The sequence below is a fragment of the Pseudomonas sp. GCM10022186 genome (assembly GCF_042656385.1).
Lineage (GTDB): Bacteria > Pseudomonadota > Gammaproteobacteria > Pseudomonadales > Pseudomonadaceae > Metapseudomonas.
In genome coordinates this window covers 35532-59872 of record NZ_JBHSOU010000007.1, presented here as the reverse complement: position 1 = coordinate 59872, position 24341 = coordinate 35532, and the positions used below count along the sequence as shown (strand labels likewise).

The following is a 24341-nucleotide window of genomic DNA, read 5'->3' as shown; positions in this document are numbered from 1 at the left end:
GTCACAGGCTCCCGGCTTTGTCGAGGAACAGGCAGGCTGCCAGCAGGTCGGCGGCGCCGCCCGGCGAGGCGTTGAGTTGCAGCAGGCGGGCGTCCAGCGCGCGCAGCTGGCGGCGGCCGGCGAGGCTGGCGCTGCCGCCGGCATCCAGCACCGCGCGGGCGCCCTGCTGCATGGCGGCGAGGCCTTCCAGGCCGGCGCGCCAGAGCACGCAGGTGTCGGCCAAGGTGGTCATGATCGCCAGCAGCGCATCGAGGCGGGCGTTCTGCTCGCCGGCCCCGGCCACGCGGCTGCTGGCCAGTTGCGGCAGGCCGTGGGCGATCACTGCGGGGAAGCCGAGCTGGGCCTCTTCACGCGCGCCCCGGGCGCCGTAGCGGCGGGCGACCTGGGCGCCGTGGCTGTCGCCGCGGGGCGCCGCGCGGTCGTCGATCAGGGCGATGCGCGCGGCACGCAGGGCGATGGCATGGGCGTCGTCGCTGTCCGGCTTCAGGGCGACGGCCGCCACCAACAGGCCCAGGGCCCAGATGGCGCCGCGATGGGTGTTGACCCCGCCGGTGGTGGCCAGCATCGCCGCTTCGCCTTCACGGCCGATGCGGCCAAGGGCTTCGCGCAGCGGCTGGCCCACTTCACCGTGTTCCAGGGCCGCCTCGGCCATCTGCTTGAACCAGGGCCAGAGGGACAGCGCCGAGGCGTGCATCAGGCCCAGGTGCAGGTCGCGGTGGGCGCCGCTGCCGCGCCGGTCCACCAGCGCCGGCTTGGGCGAGAGGTCGGCCTCGTCGATCAGGGCGTCCACCGCCAGGTCCGCCAGCCAGTCGGCGAGCGGCAGGTCGGCATTGCGTAGGGAGACTGCGCTCATCACCAGCTCCTGAACTTGGCCGGGGGGTTGTAAAGGCCGCCGGACCACTCCACCAGTTCGGCGATGCTCTTCGCCGCCAGCAGTTCCCGCGAGGCTTGCGTACGGCGGATGCCGAGGTCTTCCGGCAATGCGATCAACCCTTCGCGACGCATGCGCAGGGTCTCCTTCGGGTCGTGGCGCAGGCCGATGGCGGTGACGCCGGCGACCGCGGCGATCATCGCCCGGCGCTCTTCGAGGCTGCGCGCCTTGTAGAGGTAGGCGATGCCTTCCTCGGTGAGCAGGTGGGTGACGTCGTCGCCGTAGATCATCACCGGCGCCAGGGGCATGCCGGCCTTCTTCGCCACGTCGACGGCATCCAGGGTCTCGACGAAGGTGGGTTTGCCGCCCTCCTGGAAGGTCTCGACCATCTGCACCACCAGCTTCTTGCCGCGTTCGAGCATGGTCACCGGCTCGGTCATATCGAGCCAGGCCGGCGTGGCGTGGCGGCGGCCGCGCGGGTCGTGGCCCATGTTCGGCGCGCCGCCGAAGCCGGCCAGGCGGCCACGGGTGACGGTGGAGGAATGGCCGTCGCCGTCCACCTGCAGGGTGGCGCCGATGAACAGGTCCACCGCGTACTGCCCGGCCAGCTGGCACATCATGCGGTTCGAGCGCATGGAGCCGTCGCGGCCGGTGAAGAACACGTCCGGGCGCTGGGCGATGTAGTCCTCCATGCCCAGCTCGGTGCCGAAGCAGTGCACGCTCTGCACCCAGCCGGTCTCGATGGCGGGGATCAGCGTCGGGTGCGGGTTCAGCGTCCAGTTGCGGCAGATCTTGCCCTTGAGGCCGAGGGATTCGCCGTAGGTGGGCAGGATCAGCTCGATGGCGGCGGTGTTGAAGCCGATGCCGTGGTTGAGCGACTGCACCTGGTGTTTCTCGTAGATGCCACGGATCGCCATCATCGCCATCAGCACGTGCACCGGCTTGATGTGGCGCGGGTCGCGGGTGAACAGCGGCTCGATGTAGAAGGGCTTGTCGGCCACCACCACGAAGTCGACCCAGGAGGCCGGGATATCCACGCGCGGCAGGTCGCGCACGTCGTCCACCAGCTGGTTGACCTGGACGATGACCAGCCCATCGCTGAAGGCGGTGGGCTCCACCAGGGCCGGGGTGTCCTCGGTGCTGGGGCCGGTGTAGATATTGCCTTTGCGGTCGGCCATGAAGCCGGCCACCAGGGCGACGTTGGGGATGAGGTCCACCAAGAGGCGCGAGTAGAGCTCGATGTAGGTGTGGATGGCGCCGACTTCCAGCAGGCCGTCTTCCAGCAGCTGGCCGATGCGCAGGCTCTGCGGGCCGGCGAAGGAGAAGTCGAGCTTGCGGGCGATGCCGCGTTCGAAGAGGTCGAGGTGCTCGGCGCGGCTGACGCTGGGCATGATCATGTGCAGGTCGTGGAGGCGGCCGGGATCGGCCTTGGCCAGGGAGCGGGAGAGGAAATCCGCCTGCTTCTGGTTGTTGCCTTCGAGCACCACGCGGTCGCCGGGGGCGATCAATGCTTCCAGGGCTTCGACTATCCGCTCGCTGGGCAGCACCACGCCATCGGCGAGGTTGCGCACCCGGTCGAGACGGCGCTGCTTTTCGGCGCGCCGGCGCGACCACTGCGGCGGGGGAGAGGGTCTTGTTGTCATGGTGGCTCCACGAAGGTCCGCTGTCGTGGAGCGAACCTTAGGAGCCTGACCGGTTGGGCATCAATCAAGGTGCGGGGGCGATCGTTACGGCTGGATTAACGATCGTGAGTTACGGCCAGGGGCGATGCTTTTGTAGGGTGGATCACGCTCCACCGATCCACCATCGGAGCCCGGCACCACGCCGCTGGTGGATGTGAAAAGCGACATCCACCCGCCGCCTGGCAACCAGTGCCACTCAGAATTCCAGGGTGGTGGACAGCCGCACCTGCCGCGGATCGCCGATGGAGACGTTGAGGTTGTTCACCGCCGAGCTGTAGTAGGCCTTGTCGAACAGGTTCTTCACATTCAGCTGGAGCTTGAGGCGATTCTCCCCCAGCGGTGTCTCGTAGCTGGCGAAGGCGTCGGCCACTGTGTAGGAATCCAGGTCGAAGGTGTTCTCAGCATCCCCGGCGCGCTTGCCCACGTAGCGTGCGCCGAGGCCGGCGCGCAGGCGGTCGCCCTCGAACAGCGGGCCGAAGTCGTACACCGCCGAAAGCGAGCCGCTGTGCCGCGCGACATTCTGCAGGCGGTTGCCTTCCAGTACCGGGTCCTTGGTCACTTCGGCGTCGATCCAGGCGTAGCTGCCGATCAGGCTGATCTCGTCGGTGAGCTGGCCGGCGAGGTCCAGCTCCAGGCCGCGGGAACTCACCTCGCCGGCGGTACTGGCAAGCGTCTCTCCGTTGATGGTCTGGGTCACCAGGACGTTGGACTTGTCGATGTCGAATAGCGCCAGGGTACCGCTGATGCGCCCCGGGATATCCAGCTTGGCGCCGACTTCCCAGCTCTTGCCCTCCTCCGGGTCGAGGCCGTTGAGCGAGGCGCCGCCGGTGAGCGGCGCGATGGTGGAGTTGGGCTTGAAGGACTCGCTGTAGCCGCCATACAGCGACAGCGTGTCGCTCAGCTTGTAGACCAATCCGGCGCGGGGCACCCAGGTCTGACCGTCGATATCGGTGTTCGCCTGGAAGGGACGGCCGCGCCCGGCGAGCTGGTCGTAGAGCTGGTAGCGCGCGCCGGCGACGAATATCCAGCGCTCGCTGAGATGCATCGAGTCCTGGATGAAGGCCGACTGGGTCTCGAGGCGGTCGGTCTGGTCGCTGTCGCTGGCGACCACTGTGGTGGGCACCGGTACCTGGCCGTAGACGGGGTCGTTGTAGTTCAGCCGGACCTTGGTGTTCTCGCGAATCAGGTCTTCCCGGAAGAACTTGCGGTACTCGTGGTCCACGCCCATCAGCAGGTCGTGGCGCATGCCGCCGAGCTGGACCTTACCGTCCAGGTCGAGCGTGGCGAAATGCTCGGTGCTGACCGCGCCACGGGTGCCGTCCAGGCGTCGCCCGACCGTGCCGCTATCGGTGTCGATGCTGGTCACCCGGGCCTGGAAATCGTCGTAGGTGTCGCGGTTGTAGCTGTAGGCAAAGTGCGCCTTCCAGTCTTCGCTGAACTGGTGGGACAGGTCGAAGATGCTCAGGTCGGAACGCCCCTCGGTGATGTTGAAAGGCTCGTCCAGGCGGCGCTCGGCAGGGATGTCCAGGGGCTTTCCGGTACGCGGGTCGATCACTGTGCCGCGGTCGAACGGCACGCGGTACTCGCGATGCTCGTAGCTGAGGTTCACCGTAGTGTCCTCGCCGAACCAGGTCAGCGAGGGCGCGATGGTCTTCTCGCGGCTATGGCCGAAGTTGCGCCAGTAGTCGGCGTCGTCGTAGTCGGCGATCAGGCGGTAGGCCAGGCCGGTCTCGCCCAGCGGGCCGGTGACATCCAGCTGCCCGCCGCTGCCGTTCTTGCCATCGCCATAGGTCGAGGCGCGGCCGGTTATGGCGTGGTAGGACGTGAGCTGCGGCTTCTTGCTGATGACGTTGATCACCCCGCCCGGATCGAGGATGCCATAGAGCATGGAAGCAGGGCCCTTGAGCACTTCGACGCGTTCGGCAGTGGCGGTGAAGTTGCGGCCCTGGATGGTGCGCATGCCGTCGCGCAGGATGGAGCCGTCGCGGTTGTCGCCGAAGCCGCGCTTGGTCACCGCGTCCAGAGTGCTGCCGAGGGTGTTGGCCTGGGTGATGCCACTGACGTTGTACAGCGCGTCGTCGAGGTTCTGCGGCTGCTGGTCCGCCAGCACCTGCGCGGGAACCACCGCGACGGCCTGGGGAATCTCCAGCAGCGGCGCCTCGGAACGCATGATCGAGGTCTCCGGCGGCGGCTGGTAACTCCCCGCCTGGCCCAGGCGCGAGTCGATGGTCACCGCATCCAGCTTCATGGCTCCGTCATTGCCGAAGGGCTCCAGGGTGAGGGTACCCGCACCGGCCTGGCGCCAGGTGAAGCCGGAACCGGCGAGCAGCCGGCCGAGGGCCTCGTTCGCGCTCATGCGGCCGTTCACCGCCGACGACCTCAAGCCGTACGGCACATCAAGGGTGTAGACCACGCTGAGGCCGGTGACGCGGCTGAAGGCATCCAGCGCCTGGGGTAGCGGCTGGGCGGCAATGGCGAAGTCGTGGGCCGCGGCGGCGGCCTGCGCCTCGGCTGCAGGGGCCACGCCCGACGCCAGCGGCAGCAAGGCGCCAGCCCACAGCAGCGAAGCCATCCCCAGGCCCCTGAACCCACCAGCCTGCACCCGTGTTGTCCTGTACTTCATGAAGTCTTTCACCCTTGGCGTATTGGCGTCTCGTTTGCGAATCACTCGCATTACAAGCACTACACGGATGCCGCCATGGAGTACCTCAGTGGGGATGCGAGAAATTTTCGTCGAGCCGCCGGGAATGCTCCTTTTGTGGGGGCGAATTCATTCGCCAAGCAGGCCGAAGGGCTGCCCTTCGGGGTCCCAGGGGCAGCTTCGCCGCCCTTGGCGAATGAATTCGCCCCTACAACGAATGCCCCGCTGGCCTCAGCGCAGGATCATCACCCGTCCCAGCAGCTCATCCTGCTCGAAGCCCACCACGGCCTTGAGCGAGGCCAGCACCGCCACCGGGTCGTGGCTGGGGAAGCTGCCGCTGATGCGCTTGCCGGCCAGTTCGTCGTCGAGCAGGACGATGCGGCCGGGGTAGTAGCGGTCCAGTTCGGCCAACACCTCGCTCAGGGGCGTGCGGTAGAAGGTCAGGCGGCCTTCGCGCCAGGACAGTTGCGCCGGGACGTCCACCCGCTCCACGGCACCGGCCACACCATCGGCGAAGGCCACCTGCTGGCCGGCGCCCAGCACCTGTTGTGCACCATCGGAATGGGCACGCACACCGACCCTGCCCTGCTCCACCGTCACCCGTGCGCCGTCCGGGCGCAGGCGCACTTCGAACCGGGTGCCCAGCACCCGCGCTTCGCCGCCATTGGCGGTCACCACGAAAGGCACCTGCCCCGGCGAGACCTTGAAGAAAGCCGCGCCGCGGCGAAGCTCCACCTGGCGGGCATGGGCGCCGTAATGCACGGCCACCGCGCTATCGGCATCCAGGGTGAGCACCGAGCCATCGGCCAGGGCGACGTCACGCACCTCGCCCGGCGCCGACACATAATCGGCGCCCAGGTCGTCGAGCAGGTTCTGCGGCTGCCAGCCGCCAACCCAGGCCGCCAGCAGCAGGCTGGCGGCCATGGCCAGTGCGGCGCCCCAGCGGCCGATGCGACGGCGCGGCGCGGCGTCCATGCGCGCCAGCAGCGCGTCCAGCCCGGCGGCGTCTTCCTCGGCCAGGCGCGCGGCGCCGGGCTGGGTCAGACGCCAGAGGTCCTGGGCGCGGGTGTAGGCATCCACATGCTCCGGGGCAGCATGGAGCCAGACCTCGAACTCGCGGCGCAGGGCCGGCTCCGACTCGCCCTGCAGGCGCCCGAGCCAGAGCCAGGCGACCTGGTCGAGGTCGGGCTCGCGGCCATCGTCGACGGCGCGCAATGGCGGTGGCTTGAGGCTCATGGCTTGGCGCTCCGGGTGCTGTGCTGATCCTGCGTGGCCTCGGCGAGGCTCGCCTTGCAGGCATCCAGGGCGCGCATCATATGTTTTTCCACGGCGCTCTGGGTCAGCTCCATGGCCCGGGCGATCTCACCGTAGGTGCGGCCGTGGATGCGGTTGAGCAGGAAGATCTGCCGGGTCCGCTCCGGCAGGCCGCGCAGGGCTGCCTCGACGTGGCGCAGCTCGCTGCCGGCTTGCAGGGCCGCCTCGGGCGAGGCGGGCTCGGCCCGCTGCTGTTCCGGTAGCAGGCCGCCTTCGGCACGGTTGCGCGAATCCTCGCTGCGCATATGGTCGATGGCCATGTTGTGCGCGCTGCGCAGCAGGTAGCTGTCCAGGTCCTCCACCGGCGCAGCAGGGCGGCGCCAGAAGCGCAGGAACAGGTCCTGCACCAGATCGGCCGCCGTGGCCCGGCAGCCGACCTTGCGGCTTACCAGCGCTTCCATCTGCCGCCGGCGGGAGAGGAAGGTATCGAGAAAGGCCTCCCGCGACGCGGGCGCGTCGGGCAACGGAATGGAGCCCGGGGAGGAGGAATCGGACATGGCGGTGCAGGCGGGGGTCGGAATGGCGCAGATGATAATGTTTATCACCTGTAAATGCATCGCCCTGCAGAAGGTGGCCGACCATCGGCCACCCCCATCCCCGCCGCGCCGTCAGAAGGCCCGCGCCAGGTCGATCACCAGGGCGCGATAGCCCACACTGCCCGGTTGTCGACTGTGCACTTTCAGCTCCACCTGCACCTCCTGGCTGCCGTACTTCACCTCGTTGAGCAGGGTGGTGGTGAGCTTCTCCGGGGTCAGGAAGTTCACCGAGGCGGAGTAGATGAACTGAGTGTCGGTGTCGGCACGGTATTGGACGACCGAGGTAATGGGGCTGTACCAGGCGTCCCCCCGTTCCTTGCCGTATTCCCAGATCTGCTCGACGGTGCCCTTGGCTTCGTCGATGCGGTACTCCACCGCGCGGCTGTAATTGCCTGCAAGCCTGGTCGGCGCGAAGTTGCGGCCCCAGCCATTGTCGAACACGGTCAGCGTGCCCCGGCCGGTGAGCCATGCGGTGTGCTGGGTCCAGGACCAGTCGAAGCCTTCGGCATAGACCCCGCCGTCCTCCGCCAGCACCTCGCCCCTGGCGTTCACCGGGGTCAGCACCTTGGCCTTGAGCCGTTCCGGCCAGCCCTGGGGAGACGCGAGGATCCACTTCACCGCCTTGTCGCGGCCGATCTTCACCACGCCCTGGTGGCGGGCGGAGATGATGATGCTGTCGTCGCTGGCGTCGTAGTCGATGGCGTTGACGTGGGCCCAGTTGCGACCGGTGCCGACGCCGGGGGTATCGCCGAAGGGCAGGTCGCCTTCCAGCAACTCGTTGGCGGCGGTGCTGTCCTGCTTCTGCACGCCCTCGGGGAGCTGGATCGCGGCCTTGCCCAGGGTTTCCAGCAGCTCGCCGCGATAGGGATCGAGGATCTGGTTCAGGTCCCAGAAGTCCAGCACGTCGCCGGCCTCGTTGACTTCGATGATGTGGTCACGGATCGAGCGCACGCGCTTGCCGTCGGAACGGCGGTAGTCGCTGGTGCCGACCCGCAGCAGGTAGGTGCCGTTGGGCGTTTCGCGTATCTCGTGGGAGAAGTCGGCGAACTTGTCCGGCAGGCTGCGCTGCCAGACGCGGCGGCCCAGCAGGTCGTACTTGGAGTAGGTCTGCCCCTGGCCCCAGATCAGCTTGCCATCCGTGGTCTGCTGGAAGCCCATGGTGCCGCCCAGGCCGTCCTTGCGGCTGGAGTCGTGGATCTGCTCGATATCCAGGTACCAGCGCACGTCGCCATTGCTGTCGGCGATCCAGTTGTTGCCCACCTGGTCCCACTCCGCCGCGCCGCCCAGGCCGTTCCACCTGAAGGCGCGACCGCCGGGAATCTCGCCCAGCAGGTGGTTGAACAGATAGAGACGCTGCTCGAAGCCGGGCGCCACCTTCACCGGCTCCACCAGGGGCAGGGCCGCGGTCTGGCTGGCCACCACCGGCAGGCGCACGGCCGGGGCATAGACCTGGTAGCGCTCGCGGATGCGCTCGCCGTCCAGCTTGTAGGTCACCTCCACCTGGTTGACGTGGTCCGGGTAGAGGCCGAACACCGGAATGCCGCCATAGGTCCAGAGGGAGCGCTCGGAGACGTCGTAGGCGATGTCCACGCCGCGCTCGCCCTTGCCCAGTACGCGGACATGGGCGGCGCTGATGGCCTGGCCACCATCGCGGATGATGGCGGTCAGCGGCGCCAGCTTGTAGGGGTTGACCACCACATCGCCGAGCAGCGCGGTGCCACGTTCGGGAACCTTGGCGGTGATGCAGGCGCCTTCGGGGAGGTCAGGGGTTTCGGTCTTTGCGTTCATGGGGAGGTTCCTGTGCGGTTCGGGATCAGAAGTCGTAACGGGCCGTGGCGCCGACGGTGCGCGGGGTGCCGAGCACGCCCGCAAAGCCGCCGTTGGCGGAGCTCCACAGGCTGGTGAAATAGGTCTTGTCACCGGCGTTCTTCACCCAGAGGGAGAGGTCGAGGACGCCGTCGCCCTGGTCCAGGCGCACGCCGCCGGAGAGGTTGACCACGGCGTAGCTGGGGATCTGGCCGAAGTCGGAGTCGTCGATGGTGCCCACGGCCTTCGAGCGGAACGCATAGCTGGCGGTGACATAGGGCTCGACGCGGTCAGCCAGCTGCCACTTGTATTCGCCGTTGAGGTTGGCGATGTACTTGGAAGCACCCACCACCTGGTGGCCGGTGAGGTCGCAGGTGGCCGCCGGATTGGCGAGACTGACTTCCGGCGGGCACGGCGCATCCTTGTAGTCGGTGTAGCGCACGTCGTTGTACGAGCCGTTGAAGTTCAGGGTCAGGCCGCGCAGCGGCAGCGCGGTGGCCTCGAACTCCAGGCCACGGGAGCGCACGGAGCCGGCGTTGGCAAGGAATTGCACCCGGTTGACCTGGTCGTAGACGTTGGCCTGGTAGCCATGCACTTCGGCCCAGAACAGGTTGGCGTTGAGCAGCAGGCGGTGGTCCAGCAGGGTGCTCTTGATGCCCAGCTCCGCGTTGTTGATTCGCTCGGTGCCCACCAGCAGCGAGTCGGTGCCCAGGCGCGGCGCCGCCCCCACGGTGAGGTTGATGCCGCCGGACTTCTCGCCGTGGGACAGCGAGGCATAACCCAGCACATCGGGGTTGAACTGGTAGCTCAGCGAGAGCAGGCCGGAGGGGCTGAAGCTGTACTGGCTGAGGTCGCCCGAGTCGAAGGCCCCCGCCCGTGCCTGGCGCGCGGCAGCGGCGGCGCCGGTAACCGCTGCGCCGCCAATGGGCGCGTCACGGTCGACCCGGGCGCTTTTCTCCTCATAGGTGCCACGGATGCCGGCGGTGAAGTCCAGGCGCTCGGTGAGGTGCCAGGTGCCCTGGGCGAAGAGTGCGTAGCTGTCGGTGTCGATGTGGCCATCGCCGAGGGTGGTGACGTTGGCCAGGGCGCCGGCCGGGGTGCCGTTCCAGATGTCCGCCTGGGGTCCGTAGAAAATGAAGGAGTGGTTGTCCAGGTCCTGCTTGAAGTAGTAGGCGCCCAGCACGTAGTCGAAGAAACCGCCGGTGGGCGAGGCCAGGCGGAATTCCTGGGAGTACTGCTTGTCGCGCACCGAGACGCCGGCGTTGATCGAGGCCGGGACATTGAGGCCGTCGTCGTTGCGCGGGGTGAAGTCCCACCAGCGGTAGGCGGTGATGGAGGTCAGGGTGAAGTCGTTGGGCAGGGTCCAGTTGGCCTCCACCGAGGTACCGCCCTGGAACACCGTCACCTGCTGGTCGGAGTCGAAGTTGACCTTGCGGTCCTTGCCCGACACCAGGGTGGCGCCGGCCCGGGCGGCGCGCTGCTCGTAGAGGTTCACGCCGTTGATCGTGGGGCCGGTGCTGAACAGGGTGAGGATGCCGTTGTCGGAATCCTCTTCGTTGTACTCGCCGATCCAGCGCAGGTTGAAGGTCTCGCTCGGCTCGAACAGCAACTGGGTGCGGAAGCCCTGGCGCGCGCCGCCATTGAGGTCCGCGCCATTGAAGACGTTCTTCACATAGCCGTCGTCTTCGGTGTGATAGGCGCTGAGACGCCCGGCCAGGGTGTCGGTGAGGCCACCGGAGACGCTGGCGAGGGTCTGCCAGTAGCCGTCCTCCCCCACCGAGCCCTGGATGCTGCGCTCGGGGGTGAAGGTGGGCTTGCGGGTGCTGATGTTGATCACCCCGGCGGTGGTGTTCTTGCCGAACAGAGTGCCCTGGGGGCCGCGCAGCACTTCCAGTTGCTCGACGTCCAGCAGGTCGAACACCGCCATGCCGGGGCGGCCGAGGTAGACGTTGTCCAGGTAGACGCCGACGCTGCCCTCCAGGCCGTCGCTGGCCGGGTTGTTGCCCAGGCCGCGGATGGAAATGCTCGACTGGCGGGCATGCACGTAGGAAACGTTGGTGCTGGGCACCAGTTGCTGCAGGTCCTGAACGCGGTAGATGCGCTGGTGCTCCAGGGTCTCGCCGCCGAGGACGCTGATCGGGGTGGGCACGCTCTGGGCGGTTTCCTCGCGGCGCCGGGCGTTGACGGTGACGGTGCCGAGCTGGGTGTCCTGTTCGGCTTTCGGCCGGGGACTGGCCGCCTCTTCAGCCTGACCCGGCAGGGCCAGGCCGGCGCCGGCCAGCAGCACGGCCAGGGCGAGGGGTTGCAGAACGGGCGCCGGACGCCGGGTCGGCCCGTGGATAAGTCGGGACATGCAGTGCTCCTTGAGGGGTTGGCCTGGGCGAGCACTTCCGTTGGCGGAACCGAATCGCAATCGGGCGGCAAACTTCTTATATCTTTATAGAATATAAATATTTTTATTTCTTTGTTTTAGAAATAAGTAATTGCCTTTATAAGGAGCGCAACCCCGAGCAGCAATTGCATTTCACCGAATCTTTCCATGTAGAAAATGCATATCGACCTTCGCCAACTCCGCCATTTCATCGCCCTGACCGAGCACCGCAGCTTCGTCGCCGCCGCGGCGGCGGTGAACCTGTCGCAATCGGCCTTCAGCCGCAGCATCCAGACTCTGGAGCACAACGTCGGCTGCCGCCTGGTGGACCGTGCCAGCAAGGACCTCGCCCCCACCAAGCAGGGGTTGCTGGTGCTGGAGCACGCCCGTCGCCTGGTGCATGGGGCGCATAACCTGGTCAACGAAATCAGCCAGTTCAACGGACTGACCGCCGGAGTGGTGCGCTTCGGCTGCGGCCCGGCGCCGGCCGCCCAGCTGATCCCGCGGGCGGTGGGGCGCTTCGTCAGCGACTATCCGGGTGTGCGGGTGAAATTCCAGGTGGACAGCTGGCAGGAGCTGAACCGTCGCCTGACCAGCGAGGAGATCGAGTTCTTCGTCGCCGATACCCGCCATTTCGAGGCCGACCCCGACTACCGGGTGCACAAGCTCAGGGCCCAGCGCTGGCACTTCTGCTGCCGCGCCGGGCATCCCCTGACCGAGCTGGACACGGTGCGGGTGGCGGACATTTTCGACTACCCGCTGGCCACCACCTTCCGCCCGCCGAACATCCGCAAGGTGCTGGTGGACTACAGCGGCCGCCAGGATTTCGTCCCCAATGTGGAATGCGAGCACGGCTATGCGCTGCTCAATGTGGTGCTCAACTCCAACGCCATCGGCATTGCCGGCCAGGGCAACCTGCGCCCCTACCTGCGCGACGGCGCGCTGGTACCGCTGCAACTGGCGGACCTGCCGCCGGACCTGGAGGAGATGCACACCCGCTACGGTATCGTCAGCCGTGTGGGCTACGGCCTGTCGCCGCCGGCCCAGGCGCTGGTGGAACGCATCCAGGCCTGCGACGAGGAAGCCTGAGCGGCCGCCGCCCGGGAACCCCACGAATCTGTTGCCCGGGCAACACCTGGCCAGCAGGAAAATACTTCCGGAAACACCAGCGCCGTGTGGAGGCCCCAGGGCACGGGGCCTGCGCCCCTGGTACGGCAATTGCTCCCTTCCCAGGAACAACGCGCCAGAAGGAGGGCACCCATGATCGACCGGAATGGCCAACGGCGGATGCGGAGCCTCGTCCGCGCTCCGGCACCTTGCGGGAGGCTCCCGTGGTAACTCGCCTCGACAACGCCTTCGAACCCCCACTGCGGACCGCGCAACGCCTTGCCGCCGAGTTCGCCCCGAGCGCCGCCGAACGCGATGAGCGTGGCGGCACCCCCAAGGCCGAGCGCGATGCCATCCGTCGCAGCGGCCTGCTCGCCCTGAGCATTCCCCGCCAGTTCGGTGGCCTCGGTGCAAGTTGGGAAGAAACCCTGGCAGTTGTGCGCGAATTCGCCCGGGTGGATAGCTCCATCGCCCATGTATTCGGCTTCCACCACCTGATGCTGGCAACGGTGCGCCTGTTCGCCCGGCCCGAGCAATGGCAGCCCTGGTTCGAGCAGACCGCGCGCAAGAACTGGTTCTGGGGCAATGCACTCAACCCGCTGGATACCCGTACGCAGGTGCGCCACTTCGACGGCTGGTGCGAGTTCTCCGGGCGCAAGAGCTTCTGCTCCGGCGCCAACGACTCGGAGATGCTCATCGCCTCCGCCGTGGACGGCGCCGACGACCGCTTGCTGATCGCGGCACTGCCGAGCCGGCGCTCGGGCATCACCCTGCACGACGACTGGGACAACTTCGGCCAGCGCCAGACCGACAGCGGCAGCGTGACCTTCGAGCGGGTTCGGGTGGAGACCGGCGAGCTGCTGCTGGACCCGGGCCCCCTCAGCACGCCCTTCGCCTGCCTGCGGCCGCTGATCGCCCAGTTGACCTTCGCCCACGTGTTCCTCGGAATCGCCGAAGGGGCCTTCGAGGACGCCAGGACCTACACCCTCAAGGAAGGCCGCCCCTGGTTCCGCTCCCGGGCCCGCGCGGTCACCGAGGATCCTCATGTGCTGGCCCACTACGGCGAGTTCTGGGTCGGGCTGGAGGGCGTCAGCCTGCTGGTGGAGCGCGCCGCCCGGCAACTGGACGATGCCTGGAATCGCGGCCAGGACCTGGGCGAGGACCAGCGCGGCGACCTGGCCATCGCCATCGGCACCGCCAAGGTGGCCGCCACCCGCACCGGCCTCGACCTGTGCAGCCGCCTGTTCGAGGTCACCGGGGCGCGGGCCACCCACGCGGCCCTGCGCCTGGACCGCCACTGGCGCAACCTGCGCACCCAGAGCCTGCACGACCCGCTGGACTACAAGATCCAGGAGCTCGGCGAATGGGCCCTGAATCGCACCCGACCGACACCAACCTTCTATTCCTGAGACCGCCCCATGCAGCTGCTCACGCTCCCTCCCTCGCCGGCGCTGGCCTCATCCATCCGCGCCACCGCCCAGGTCTTCGACGATTCCAAGTCCAGGGCGCTGCTGGCCTACCTGCAACAGGTGGCGCCGAGCGAAGCCGGCGTGCTGATCATCGGCGAGACCGGTACCGGCAAGGAGCTGGTGGCCCGGCATATCCACAACCTCAGCGGCCGCAGGAACGGCCCTTTCGTCGCCGTGAACTGCGGCGCCTTTTCCGAAACCCTGGTGGAGGCGGAACTCTTCGGCCACGAGAAGGGCGCCTTCACCGGCGCCCTGGCGGCCAAGGCCGGCTGGTTCGAGGAAGCCAACGGCGGCACCCTGTTTCTCGATGAGGTGGGCGACCTGCCCATGCCCATCCAGGTCAAGCTGCTGCGCGTGCTGCAGGAGCGCGAAGTGGTGCGCCTTGGCTCGCGCAAGAGCATCCCGATCAACGTCCGCGTCCTCGCCGCCACCAACGTGCAGCTGGAAAAGGCCATCAACGCCGGGCATTTCCGCGAGGACCTCTACTATCGGCTGAAGGTGGCCAACCTGCAGCTGCACCCACTGCGGGAGCGGCCGGGAGACATTCTCCCCCTGGTCCGCCACTTCATCCACGAATACAGCGGCCGCCTGGGCCACGGCGAGGTCCGGTTGAGCCCCCAGGCACAGAGGCGCCTGGTGGAATACGGCTGGCCGGGCAACATCCGCGAGCTGGAGAACGTCATCCACCACACCCTGCTGGTCTGCCGCGACGGCCTGATCGAGGAGGCCGACCTGCGCCTGTCGGATATCCGCATCGAACGCCGCGACGAACCGAAGCAAGCCGGGGACAGCGCGCAAGCCCTGCTGCAGCGCACCTTCGAGCGGCTGTTCGAGACCCAGGCGGGCGCCCTGCACCAGACGGTGGAAGAGAGCCTGCTGCGCGCCGCCTACCGCTTCTGCAACCACAACCAGGTGCATACCGCCAACCTGCTGGGGCTGACCCGCAACATCACCCGGGCTCGGCTGATCGCCATCGGCGAACTGGTGGTGAACAAGCGCAAGCCGGAGGCGGATATCCGCACCCAGCGCCCCGTGCGGCTCTCCATCTGAGAGTCCGTACCGGCGGCCCGCCGTTTGAGGGTCAGCGGGTGCCTTCGTGCAGGCTCCGGAGGAACCGTTCCACCTCGCGGCGCGAACCCAGGTGCACCACCTTCCTCTGCCGCCCCGCTTCGGCCAGCAGCGCCAGCACCGCGGGACGGGAGCGCCGGCGATAGTCCCAGACCCAGCGCAGGAAGGCCGGCTCCAGGCGCTCGGGGCAGCCATCGGCCATGTCCGGGCGGGTCCGCCCGCGATGGCTCAGGGCGCGCCAGCAGACCCGCCACAGGCAGAGCCAGCGCGGCAGGTCGAGGAACACCACGGTGTCGCAGGCCGCCAGCCGCGCCGGCAGGGTGCCCGAGTAATTGCCGTCGATCACCCAGTGCTCCCGCTCCAGCAGCCGCGCCACGGCAAGGGTCCACTCCTCCCGCGCCGGTTCCACCCAGCCGGCCCGCCAGTAGTGGGCGTCCAGGTGCACCACCGGCAGGCCCAGCCGCTGTCCCAGGCGCCGGGAAAAGGTGGACTTGCCCGCCCCTCCGGAACCGATCACCAGTACCCGTCGCATCAGCGTGGCCAGCGGCCGGAAACGAAATGGGTGGGATCGTTGTAACCCGGGGTCGAGGCGTGGCCCGGCGTCACCAGGCCATCGACGAAGGCCTCGTCCTCCGCCGTGAGGCGCAGCCCCAGGGCCCGCACATAGGTCGCCCACTGTTCCTCGGTGCGCGGTCCGACGATGGCCGAGCTGACGGCGGCATTGTTCAGCACCCAGGCAATGGCGAACTCCACCACGCCGACACCACGCTGCTCGGCGTATTCCTTGACCCGCTGGGCGATTCGCAGCGACTCGTCGCGCCACTCGGTCTCGAGGATGCGCTTGTCCTGGCGCCCGGCCCGGCTGTCGCTGGCCGGTGCCTCGCCGGGCCGGTACTTGCCGCTGAGCACGCCGCGGGCGAGGGGGCTGTAGGGCACCACGCCCAGGCCATGGAAGGCGGCGGCGGTGATCTGCTCCACCTCCGCCTGGCGATTGACCAGGTTGTACAGCGGCTGGCTCGCCACCGGGCGGTCCACGCCCAGGCGCTCGGCGATGTGGACGACCTCGGCGATGCGCCAGCCCCGGTAGTTGGAAAGGCCCCAGTAGCGCACCTTGCCCTGGCGGATCAGGTCGCCGATGGCCGAGATCGACTCCTCCAGCGGGGTCTGGTGATCCTCGCGGTGCAGGTAGTAGAGGTCCAGGTAATCCGTACCCAGGCGGCGCAGGCTGGCCTCCACCGAACGCAGGATGTGCTTGCGGCCCAGCCCGCGACCGTTGGCCGGGCCGTCCGCCGGCCCCATGCCGACCTTGGATGCCAGCACCCAGTCGTCCCGCCGCGCGGCGATGGCCTGGCCGACGATCACCTCCGATTGCCCGGCGTTGTACACATCCGCCGTGTCGATGAAGTTGATGCCCTGGTCGAAGGCGCTGTCGATGATGCGCCGGGCGCTGGACGCGTCGGTCTGGCCGCCGAACATCATGGCGCCAAGGGTCAGCGGGGAAACCTCCAGACCGGAGCGGCCGAGGGTGCGATAACTCATGGGACTCTCCTGTTGTCGCTTGGCGGCCGCGCCCAGAACGGGGGCGGGCCCGCCGGTTCAGACCGCCTCGGCGGTGTCATCGTGAAACAGTTCATCGGACTGGCGGCTCCACAGGCGGAAATAGTGGCCGCGCTTGTTCAGCAACTCCTGGTGGCTGCCATCTTCCACGACCCGCCCCTTGTCGAAAACCACGATGCGGTCGAGGTGGGCCACCGTGGACAGCCGGTGGGCCACCACTATCACCGTCTTGCCCACCATGATCTCGTCCAGCTTGTCCTGGATGAAGCGCTCGGTGATGGAATCCAGGCTCGAGGTGGCTTCGTCCATCACCAGGATCGGCGCGTTCTTCAGCAGTACCCGGGCGATGGCGATGCGTTGCCGCTGGCCGCCGGACAGCTTGACGCCGCGCTCGCCCACCAGCGAGTCGTAGCCCTTCTCCATGGCCTCGATGAAGCCGCTGGCGCCGGCGCGGTGGATGGCCGCAGCCAACTCGTCCTGGGAGGCCTCCAGGCGGCCGTAGTGGATGTTCTCGCGGATGCTGCGGTGGAACAGACCCGGCTCCTGGGGAATCAGGCCGATCTGCTGGTGCAGCGAATGCTGGGTCACCTCGCGCACGTCGACGCCGTCGATCAGCACCTGGCCGCCATCGACGTCGTACAGGCGCAGCAGCAAGTTGAGCAGGGTCGACTTGCCGGAGCCGGAGGAGCCCACCAGGCCGACCCGCTGTCCAGCCGGGATGACCAGGTCGAGGTTCTCGAAGATCGGCTTGTCCGGCGAGTAGCCGAACGCCACGCTACAGAACTCCACCTCGCCCCGGCTGACCTCCAGCCGCCTCGCCCCCGGCTGGTCCACCACCTCGTGGGGACGGATCAGGGTACGCACGCCATTGGCGATGTTGCCGGTGGCCTCGAAGAATTCCAGGAAGCGCCGCGACAGGCTGGCCACATCGTTGATGATCAGCAGCGACAGGCTGGTGGACATGACGAAGGTGGCGATGCTGATCTGCCCGCTGCGCCAGAGGTACAGCGACAGCAGCAGCACGCCGACCTTCAGCAGCATCCCGGACACCGACTGGAACCAGCGGATCTTCTCCATGTAGCCGAAGGAGCGATAGGCCGCGCCCACCTCCCGCTCCAGGTAGTCGCCCAGGTAGCCGTGCTCGTAGGAGTGGCGGGCGAACAGGCGGATGTTGGTGAGGTTGGTCACCGCATCCACCACCTTGCCGGTGCTGGTGCTGCGCGCCGACGAGTACTGCTGCGCCAGCGGGTGGCTGCGCTTGGCCAGGTGGTAGCACACGACGATGAACAGCACCGACCAGCCGAACATGAAGGCCGCCAGCAGCGAGGACGCCGTCCACAGCAGCGCGGTAGCCAGGGTCAGGGTCACCACCAACGGAATCAGGTCGAACAGCAGGATACTCAGGGTCTGGTTGACCCCCAGCGCCACTTCGGAAACCCGGTGCGCCAGGGCGCCAGCGAACTCGCTGCTGACGAAGCGGTGCGAATGCTGCTGCAGGTAGGCGAACACCGCGTGGGTCACGGTGCGGCGCTGCTGCGGCAGCACGCGGATATGGCAGCCGGTGGCGGCGCGGGTGAAGAGCACCTCCAGCGCCACCAGGCCGGCAAAGGCCAGCACCGGCCAGTGCAGTACGGAGAAGGCGCGTTCCGCCGACAGGCCCTCGCTGACCAGCCGCGTGATCTGCCCCAGCCCCCAGGGCACCAGGATGGTACAGACCACCGCGGCGATCTGCAGGAGCAGGATGGCCAGGTACCAGGGCTTGTAATGGACGACGAAGAACAGCACGAACTTCAGCGGCGTATCCGGCAGGCTGCGGATGTTCCAGTCGAGCAAGGCGCTCGGCGGGCGGGGGATCAGTCTGAGAAGGCTCATGGCGGCGGGAGGTCCTTGGGGCGGATGCAGGCTCGGGTTACGCGGAGGCGGCGAGCGACAGGTGGAAGCGGGTCAGCGGCAGGGGTTCGCCGTCTTCCTCGAAGACGCGCTGGCTGGCGGCGTCGGCGCGCAACCCCAACTTGCGGTAGAAGCGGATGGCGCGGGCGTTGCCGTCGAGCACCCAGGCCGTGACGGCGCGGAAGCCGGCGTCCTCCAGCTCCTGCCGCGAGGCTCGCCAGAGGGCGCTTCCCAGGCCTCGTGCCCAGGCCTCCGGCGCCAGGTAGAGGGACATCAGCTCACCGGTGCCGGGCGGCACATCGGCATCGCGGCTGGCGCCGAAGGAACTCCAGCCCAGTAGACGGCCGCCCGCCTCGGCGACACGAATAGACCGCGCGCCATTGCCGATCGCGCCTTCGAGATAGGCCACGCGACGTTCGATGCCCTGCTCCAGGCGCTGCAGGTAAGCCGCCGACAGCAGGCCCTGATAGGCCGCCTGCCAGCTGCGCACGTGTACTTCGGCTATGGCCCTGGCGTCGCCGACCTGCGGTAAACGGATCACCACGTCCTCTTCTACAGACTCGATGCTCATTCCATCCCCCTGGTTCGCCAGTCCTTGCGGCGCTGCGGCCGCGTCTTCCCGAAGCACACCCCATGCCAATGGCTTTCTTCTTTTAATTCAGCTACTTGCAATCAATCATCAACAGCATCGCGGATGCTTCACGGTCACTTTGCTGAACCACTGTCGCCTCAGGAACAGCACTGCGCCCTCACCCGCTCACCGTGGCCCCGGCGCGCCGCCCCAGACGGCGGAACAGCAGCCAGGAGGTTGCGCTGACCGCCGCACAGAGCAGCATGGTCAGGCCGAGGTCCGCGACCTGGAGCCGCTCGTGGCCGCGCAGCGCCATGACCAGGCCGAGCAGGGTCGCCGCCAGGCCGACGGCCAGGCTCATGCTGAGCTGCATGGACATGGCCGACAGGCTGCTGGCCCGGCTCGTGCGCTCGCCGGGCACGTCGGAGAAGGTCAGTGCGCCGAGGGTGCTGAACTGCAGGGAGCGGATGATCCCGCCGAGGAACAGCACCAGCACCACCAGCCACCAGGGCGTGTCCGCGTCGAAGATGGCGCACAGCGCCAGCGAGGCACTGGTGGCCAGGGCGTTGGCCATGAGGGTGCGGCGGAAGCCGAAGCGCTGGACGATGCGCACCGAGAGGAACTTCATGCACAGCGCCCCGGCCCCGCCGGCCAGGGTCAGCAGGCCCGCTTCCAGGGCGCTGAGGCCGAAGCCCACCTGGAACAGCAGCACCAGCAGGAAGGGCTGAGAGGCGCTGCCCAGACGGAACAGGTTGCCCGCCCAGATGGCGGTGGCAAAGGTCGGGATGCGCAGCAGGCGCAAGTCGATCAGCGGCTCGGCCACCCGCCGCGCGTGGCGCAGGTAAAGCAGCGCGGCACAGAATCCGGCACCCAGCAGCAGGGCGATCCAGGCGGGCGGCAGCAGGCCGTGGCCGAGCGCCTCGAAACCGAACACCAGGCAGGCCAGCGCGCAACCGCTGAGGCAGAAGCCGGGGAAGTCCAGCGTCCGCCCCGGCTGCCCTGGGTAGTCCGGCACATGGCGCAGCACCAGGACGATGCCGAGCAGGCCGATGGGCAGGTTGATGAGGAAGATCCATTGCCAGGACAGCGCGCTGACCAGCAGGCCGCCCAGCGGCGGCCCGAGCACCGGCCCGATCAGCGCCGGCATGGTCAGGTAGGCCATGGCCCGCAGCAGGTTCTCGCGGCTCGACCAGCGCAGCAGGATCACCTGCCCCACCGGCACCATCATGGCCCCGGAGGCACCCTGCAGCAGCCGCGCCAGCGAGAGCTGCAGCAGCGAGGTGGCGGCGGCGCAGGCCAGCGAGCTGCACATGAACAGGCCGATGGCGCAGACGAACACCCGACGCGGGCCGAAGCGGTCCGCCGCCCAGCCGCTGATGGGTACGAAGAGCGCCGCCGCCAGCAGGTAGAGGGACACCACCAGGTTCATCCGCACCGTCGGCTCGCCGAACTCCGCCGCCATCTGCGGCAGCGCGGTGAGCACGGCGGTGGCGTCCAGCAACTCCATGAACAGCGCGCAACCGATGATGGTCGGCACCAGCCGGTTGAACGGCGATGCCAGGGGGATGGCGGTATCCCGCGCCAGGGGCTCCAGGCGGCTCACTCAGAACAGCCCGGATGTCGGCGGCTCGGTGCCTTTCAGGCGCCAGGCGCCGACCACGGCGGCCTTCCAATGGCGCGGGTTGTGGTTGGCCACCGTGCGGGCATTGCGCCAGTGGCGGTCCAGGTTGTGCCGGCGCCCGGTGGTCGAGGCACCGCCAACATCGAACAGCAGTTCGGCGGCCTTGAGCGCCGACTCCACCGCCAGGTACTGGGCCTGGGCCACATCCACCGCCGCACGGGTCACCGCGGCGCGGTCGAGATCCGCCTCCCAGGCCGCGTCGATGCTCTCGGCGGCCTTCAGCACCAGGGCTTCGGCGGCGAAGGCGCGGGCCGCGATCTCGCCCACCGCCAGCTCCACGTAGGGATCGTCCACCGAGCGCTGGGCGCTGCTGTGCTTGATCGGCCGGGCATGCTCGCGGGCGAAGCGCACGGCGTCGTCCAGGGCATTGCGGGCGATGCCCGCCTCCACCGCCGCGAGGAACAGCTGCAGGAAGGGCGTGACGATCGAGCGCTGCCCGTCCTCCTGCTGCCGCGTGCGGATTTCGTGGGGGTAGACCACCACGCCCTTGAGGTGGGTGGTGCCGCTGGCCGTGAGACGCTGGCCCATGGCGTCGAAGTCGTCCAGCAGCTCCAGCCCTTCGCGATCCCGCGGCAGGATGAAGGACACCGGCTGCTCCTGCTCGTCCAGGGCCACCGCGCTGACCCAGTCCGCGTAGAGCGAACCGGTGCTGTAGAACTTGCTGCCGGTGGCGCGGTAATGCGCGCCCTCGCGGACGATGCGGGCGCTGACCGCGCCATTGGCGCCGCCGATTTCCCAGCCGGCATTGCCCACCACTTCGCCGGCGAGGTAGCGCGGGAACCAGCGCTCGCGTTCCTCGTCGCTGCCCCGTGCCAGCAGCCCTTCGATGAAGGAGAAGCTCGGCCGCAGCGACTGGGCGATGTTGGAATCGGCGGCGGCCAGGTCGATGACGAAGGCCACTGTCTCGCGCACGCTGGCGCCGCTGCCGCCGTGGGCCCTGGGAATGCGCCAGGTGAGCAGGCGGTCGCTGGCCAACTGGCGGATCTGTTCGTGGGGGAGCTGTCGCTCGCGCTCCCGTTCGGCCGCGCCCTGGGCGATTTCGGGCAGCTGCGAAGCCGCCCGTCGCTGCAGTTCGGCGACGCCGAGGAAGCCGTGGATGGTGACGCTGGCGGGTAACGCGGTCATGTCGATCGTCCTGTCTGGCTGGGCCGCCAGCGCACGCACGGTGCGCAGGGTCCCGGGTCGTTGCTTGCGCATGGGGATACCAGTGATTGCTTCGCTCGGTTCAGATGGCGATGGCCTCGATGCGGATGCCGCGCTCCTCGCGAACGTCGAGTTTCGGGATGGCGCCCAGCAGGGCGCGGGTGTAGGGATGCTGGGGCCGCGAGAACACATCGCGGACCGGCCCCCTTTCCACCACCTCGCCGTCCTTCATCACCAGCACGTGATCGCTCACGTGCTGGATCACGCCCAGATCGTGGGAGATGAACAGGCAGGCCAGGCCGAGGTCGCGCTTGAGCTCGGCCAGCAGGTCGAGGATCTGCGCCTGCACCGAGACGTCGAGGGCCGAGACGGGCTCGTCGCACACCAGCACTTCGGGCTCCGCCGCCAGCGCCCGGGCAATGGCGATACGTTGGCGCTGGCCACCGGACAGCTCGATGGGCCGGCGCGCCAGCAGGCTCTCGTCCAGGCGCACGCGGCGCAGCAGTTCGATGGCCCGCTGGCGGCGTTCACGCCCACGCGGCACGCCGGCCACGGCAAGGGCCTCGGCCAGCACCCGCTCGACGCTGTAACGCGGATCGAAGGAACTCAGCGGGTCCTGGAACACCACCTGGATGCGCCGCCGCTCGGCGCGTCGCTCGGCGCCATCGAGGCCGGCCCAGTCCCGTCCGCGCAGGAGCACGCGTCCGCCGTCCGGCCGCTCCAGGCCGAGCACGATGCGGGTCAGGGAGGTCTTGCCCGAGCCGGATTCGCCGACGATGCCCAGCGTCTCCCCCGCACGCAGGGTGAAGGACACCCCGCCGACGGCGCTGCGGGACACACCGTCCGGGCCGGTGAATTGCTTCTTCACGCCTTCCGCCTGCACCACCACCGGGTCGTTCGGCAGCGATTCCCGCGGCACCGGGCGCGGGTCGCGGTTGCGCCAGATATGCACCGAGGCCGCCGCCCGCAGCAGCGACTGGGTGTAGGGATGGCGCGGCGCGTAGAGCACCTGCTCCACCGGCCCCTGCTCGACGATCTCGCCGTGGTGCATCACCGCCACGCGATCCGCCAGGCGCGACACCACCGCCAGGTCGTGGCTGACCACCAGCATGCCGGTGTCGCCGCCGCGCAGGGATTCCAGCAGCGCCAACACCTGGGCCTGTACCGTGGCGTCCAGCGCCGTGGTGGGCTCGTCGGCAATCAGCAGGTCGGGATCGCAGGCGATGGCCGAGGCGATCAGCGCGCGCTGGCGCAATCCGCCGGAGAGCTGGCCGGGATACTGGCGGGCGCGGAGCTCCGGCTGCGGCACGCCGACCGCGCGGAGCAGCTCGATCACCCGCGCGTCGCGGGCTTCGCGGTCAAGGTCGGTGTGCAGCTTCAGGGGCTCGGCGATCTCCTTGCCCACCGGCCGCAGCGGGTCCAGCGAGCCGAGGGCGTCCTGCATCACGAAGCCGATGCGCGCGCCGCGAACCCGCTGCCAGGTGCGCGCATCGAAGCCGCGCAGGTCGGCGCCGTCGAACAGCAGGCGCTCCGCCTCCAGGCGCGCCCCCTGTCCGGCGAGACCCGCCAGGGTCCGCGAGGTGACGCTCTTGCCCGAGCCGGACTCGCCCACCAGGGCCAGGCACTCGCCGCGGTAGAGGCTGAAGGACAGGCCCTTGAGGACCGGCGCGGCACCGCCGAAGCCCAGGCGCAGCTGTTCCACTTCCACCAGGGGGCGTTGCGGTGCGATCAGGGTGGTCATGCCGTCTTGCCCTCGTTGTGGCGCAGCAGGGCGCGGCCCAGCGCGGTGATGGCGACCACGGTGAGGGTCACCGTGAGCCCAGGGGCAGCCACCAGCCACCAGGCGTTGGCCAGGAAGTTGCGGCCCACCGAGAGCATCGATCCCCACTCGGGCGAGGGCGGCGGCGCGCCGAATCCGAGGAAGCTCAGGGAAGCCCCGGCGGCGATGCTGCCACCGATGCCGAGGGCCGCCAGGATCAGCACCGGGCGCATGGCATTGGGCAGGACGTGGCGGAGGATCACCAGCGCCTTCGGCAGGCCGAGGGTGACGGCGGCCTCGACGTAGGCCGCCTGGCGCACCAGCAGCGTCTGCGCACGCACCATGCGGGCGAAGCGCGGCACAGCGGCGATGCCCACGGCGACCACGGCATTGAGCAGCCCCTGGCCCCAGAAGGTGATGATCACCAGGGCCAGCAGCAGGTCCGGAAAGGCCATGAGCACGTCGACGAAACGCATGATGGCCGCGTCCAGCCAGCGCTGCCCGAGCCCGGCCACCAGGCCCAGCGCGACGCCGCCGACCAGGCCGATGGCGGTGGCCGCCAGCCCCATCAGCAGCGAGGCGCGGGCGCCATGCACCAGGCGCGTGAGGACGTCGCGGCCGTTCTCGTCGGTGCCCAGCCAGTGACTGGCGCTCGGCGGCAGGAAAGCATCGCGGGCCGACGCCGCGAGGGGGTCGCCACGCACCAGCCAGGCCGGTTCGAGGCTGGCCAGCACCAGCAGGGCGGCGAACAGCCCGGCCAGCAGCAGGCCGGGACGGCGCGGCAGCGCCAGGTGGAAGGCGATCCCGCGCAGCCCCGCCAGGGGGGCCGGCCGCGCCGGGATCGCATGCTCGGAAAGGCTCATGACGACTCTCCC

At 68.7% G+C, this 24341-nt stretch carries 18 protein-coding genes; 3 read left to right on the top strand and 15 right to left on the bottom strand.

Annotated features, from left to right (window positions below; translation table 11 throughout):
* Position 1: 1 nt before the first annotated feature.
* The 7 genes from ACFPU0_RS04335 to ACFPU0_RS04305 all read right to left on the bottom strand — a co-directional run bounded on the left by ACFPU0_RS04335 (position 2) and on the right by ACFPU0_RS04305 (position 11203).
* Positions 2 to 853, bottom strand: coding sequence for a triphosphoribosyl-dephospho-CoA synthase (locus ACFPU0_RS04335; protein ID WP_377691556.1), 852 nt, complete (start codon positions 851 to 853; stop codon positions 2 to 4).
* Positions 853 to 2514 (bottom strand): malonate decarboxylase subunit alpha, encoded by a 1662-nt coding sequence (gene mdcA, locus ACFPU0_RS04330; RefSeq protein WP_377691555.1) that lies wholly within the window; start codon positions 2512 to 2514, stop codon positions 853 to 855. The genes ACFPU0_RS04335 and mdcA overlap by 1 nt, the downstream gene beginning before the upstream one ends.
* 235 nt (positions 2515 to 2749) lie before the next feature.
* Complete coding sequence (locus tag ACFPU0_RS04325; protein ID WP_377691554.1) at positions 2750 to 5125, bottom strand: TonB-dependent siderophore receptor; 2376 nt, start codon at positions 5123 to 5125, stop codon at positions 2750 to 2752.
* A gap of 300 nt (positions 5126 to 5425) precedes the next feature.
* A complete protein-coding gene (locus tag ACFPU0_RS04320) occupies positions 5426 to 6430 on the bottom strand; it encodes a FecR family protein (protein WP_377691553.1) in 1005 nt (334 codons plus the stop codon).
* On the bottom strand, positions 6427 to 7005 hold the full coding sequence (locus tag ACFPU0_RS04315; protein ID WP_377691808.1) for an RNA polymerase sigma factor: 579 nt from the start codon (positions 7003 to 7005) through the stop codon (positions 6427 to 6429). The genes ACFPU0_RS04320 and ACFPU0_RS04315 overlap by 4 nt, the downstream gene beginning before the upstream one ends.
* A gap of 111 nt (positions 7006 to 7116) precedes the next feature.
* The gene (locus ACFPU0_RS04310) at positions 7117 to 8832 is read right to left on the bottom strand and encodes an aryl-sulfate sulfotransferase (protein ID WP_377691552.1); all 1716 of its coding nucleotides are present in this window, start codon (positions 8830 to 8832) and stop codon (positions 7117 to 7119) included.
* 25 nt (positions 8833 to 8857) lie between these two features.
* Complete coding sequence (locus ACFPU0_RS04305; protein WP_377691551.1) at positions 8858 to 11203, bottom strand: TonB-dependent receptor; 2346 nt, start codon at positions 11201 to 11203, stop codon at positions 8858 to 8860.
* Between the two features lie 195 nt (positions 11204 to 11398).
* On the opposite strand from ACFPU0_RS04305, the gene ACFPU0_RS04300 reads away from it, so the two are divergent.
* The 3 genes from ACFPU0_RS04300 to ACFPU0_RS04290 all read left to right on the top strand — a co-directional run bounded on the left by ACFPU0_RS04300 (position 11399) and on the right by ACFPU0_RS04290 (position 14847).
* Complete coding sequence (locus tag ACFPU0_RS04300; protein ID WP_377691550.1) at positions 11399 to 12310, top strand: LysR family transcriptional regulator; 912 nt, start codon at positions 11399 to 11401, stop codon at positions 12308 to 12310.
* Between the two features lie 242 nt (positions 12311 to 12552).
* A complete protein-coding gene (locus tag ACFPU0_RS04295; protein ID WP_377691549.1) occupies positions 12553 to 13737 on the top strand; it encodes an acyl-CoA dehydrogenase family protein in 1185 nt (394 codons plus the stop codon).
* Positions 13738 to 13746: 9 nt separating this feature from the next.
* On the top strand, positions 13747 to 14847 hold the full coding sequence (locus ACFPU0_RS04290; protein ID WP_377691548.1) for a sigma-54 interaction domain-containing protein: 1101 nt from the start codon (positions 13747 to 13749) through the stop codon (positions 14845 to 14847).
* A gap of 31 nt (positions 14848 to 14878) precedes the next feature.
* On the opposite strand, the gene ACFPU0_RS04285 is transcribed toward ACFPU0_RS04290, so the two are convergent.
* The 8 genes from ACFPU0_RS04285 to ACFPU0_RS04250 form a co-directional block, all read right to left on the bottom strand.
* Positions 14879 to 15397, bottom strand: a complete 519-nt coding sequence (locus tag ACFPU0_RS04285; protein WP_377691547.1) for a topology modulation protein — start codon at positions 15395 to 15397, stop codon at positions 14879 to 14881.
* Positions 15397 to 16404 carry an aldo/keto reductase gene (locus ACFPU0_RS04280; RefSeq protein ID WP_377691546.1) on the bottom strand — a complete coding sequence of 336 codons (1008 nt, stop codon included), beginning with the start codon at positions 16402 to 16404 and terminating at the stop codon, positions 15397 to 15399. Before ACFPU0_RS04280 ends, ACFPU0_RS04285 begins: the two co-directional genes overlap by 1 nt.
* 57 nt (positions 16405 to 16461) lie before the next feature.
* Entirely contained in the window at positions 16462 to 18294 is a 1833-nt protein-coding gene (locus ACFPU0_RS04275) for an ABC transporter ATP-binding protein (RefSeq protein WP_377691545.1), read from the bottom strand.
* A gap of 37 nt (positions 18295 to 18331) precedes the next feature.
* Complete coding sequence (locus tag ACFPU0_RS04270; protein ID WP_377691544.1) at positions 18332 to 18883, bottom strand: GNAT family N-acetyltransferase; 552 nt, start codon at positions 18881 to 18883, stop codon at positions 18332 to 18334.
* A gap of 178 nt (positions 18884 to 19061) precedes the next feature.
* Positions 19062 to 20390 (bottom strand): MFS transporter, encoded by a 1329-nt coding sequence (locus ACFPU0_RS04265; protein ID WP_377691807.1) that lies wholly within the window; start codon positions 20388 to 20390, stop codon positions 19062 to 19064.
* A gap of 96 nt (positions 20391 to 20486) precedes the next feature.
* Positions 20487 to 21689, bottom strand: a complete 1203-nt coding sequence (locus ACFPU0_RS04260) for an acyl-CoA dehydrogenase family protein (protein WP_377691806.1) — start codon at positions 21687 to 21689, stop codon at positions 20487 to 20489.
* Between the two features lie 100 nt (positions 21690 to 21789).
* Positions 21790 to 23448, bottom strand: a complete 1659-nt coding sequence (locus ACFPU0_RS04255; RefSeq protein ID WP_377691543.1) for a dipeptide ABC transporter ATP-binding protein — start codon at positions 23446 to 23448, stop codon at positions 21790 to 21792.
* Positions 23445 to 24329 carry an ABC transporter permease gene (locus ACFPU0_RS04250; protein ID WP_377691542.1) on the bottom strand — a complete coding sequence of 295 codons (885 nt, stop codon included), beginning with the start codon at positions 24327 to 24329 and terminating at the stop codon, positions 23445 to 23447. The genes ACFPU0_RS04255 and ACFPU0_RS04250 overlap by 4 nt, the downstream gene beginning before the upstream one ends.
* Positions 24330 to 24341 lie beyond the last annotated feature (12 nt).

Bases quoted from the DNA above. Each gene is read 5' to 3' on its own strand.
- ACFPU0_RS04335 (WP_377691556.1), bottom strand. From the start codon at position 853: ATGAGCGCAGTCTCCCTACGCAATGCCGACCTGCCGCTCGCCGACTGG.
- ACFPU0_RS04280 (WP_377691546.1), bottom strand. From the start codon at position 16,404: ATGAGTTATCGCACCCTCGGCCGCTCCGGTCTGGAGGTTTCCCCGCTG.
- ACFPU0_RS04305 (WP_377691551.1), bottom strand. From the start codon at position 11,203: ATGTCCCGACTTATCCACGGGCCGACCCGGCGTCCGGCGCCCGTTCTG.
- ACFPU0_RS04325 (WP_377691554.1), bottom strand. From the start codon at position 5,125: ATGGCTTCGCTGCTGTGGGCTGGCGCCTTGCTGCCGCTGGCGTCGGGC.
- ACFPU0_RS04300 (WP_377691550.1), top strand. From the start codon at position 11,399: ATGCATATCGACCTTCGCCAACTCCGCCATTTCATCGCCCTGACCGAG.
- ACFPU0_RS04270 (WP_377691544.1), bottom strand. From the start codon at position 18,883: ATGAGCATCGAGTCTGTAGAAGAGGACGTGGTGATCCGTTTACCGCAG.
- ACFPU0_RS04310 (WP_377691552.1), bottom strand. From the start codon at position 8,832: ATGAACGCAAAGACCGAAACCCCTGACCTCCCCGAAGGCGCCTGCATC.
- ACFPU0_RS04290 (WP_377691548.1), top strand. From the start codon at position 13,747: ATGCAGCTGCTCACGCTCCCTCCCTCGCCGGCGCTGGCCTCATCCATC.
- ACFPU0_RS04275 (WP_377691545.1), bottom strand. From the start codon at position 18,294: ATGAGCCTTCTCAGACTGATCCCCCGCCCGCCGAGCGCCTTGCTCGAC.
- mdcA (WP_377691555.1), bottom strand. From the start codon at position 2,514: ATGACAACAAGACCCTCTCCCCCGCCGCAGTGGTCGCGCCGGCGCGCC.
- ACFPU0_RS04250 (WP_377691542.1), bottom strand. From the start codon at position 24,329: ATGAGCCTTTCCGAGCATGCGATCCCGGCGCGGCCGGCCCCCCTGGCG.
- ACFPU0_RS04265 (WP_377691807.1), bottom strand. From the start codon at position 20,390: ATGGAGTTGCTGGACGCCACCGCCGTGCTCACCGCGCTGCCGCAGATG.
- ACFPU0_RS04320 (WP_377691553.1), bottom strand. From the start codon at position 6,430: ATGAGCCTCAAGCCACCGCCATTGCGCGCCGTCGACGATGGCCGCGAG.
- ACFPU0_RS04255 (WP_377691543.1), bottom strand. From the start codon at position 23,448: ATGACCACCCTGATCGCACCGCAACGCCCCCTGGTGGAAGTGGAACAG.
- ACFPU0_RS04260 (WP_377691806.1), bottom strand. From the start codon at position 21,689: ATGACCGCGTTACCCGCCAGCGTCACCATCCACGGCTTCCTCGGCGTC.
- ACFPU0_RS04315 (WP_377691808.1), bottom strand. From the start codon at position 7,005: ATGTCCGATTCCTCCTCCCCGGGCTCCATTCCGTTGCCCGACGCGCCC.
- ACFPU0_RS04285 (WP_377691547.1), bottom strand. From the start codon at position 15,397: ATGCGACGGGTACTGGTGATCGGTTCCGGAGGGGCGGGCAAGTCCACC.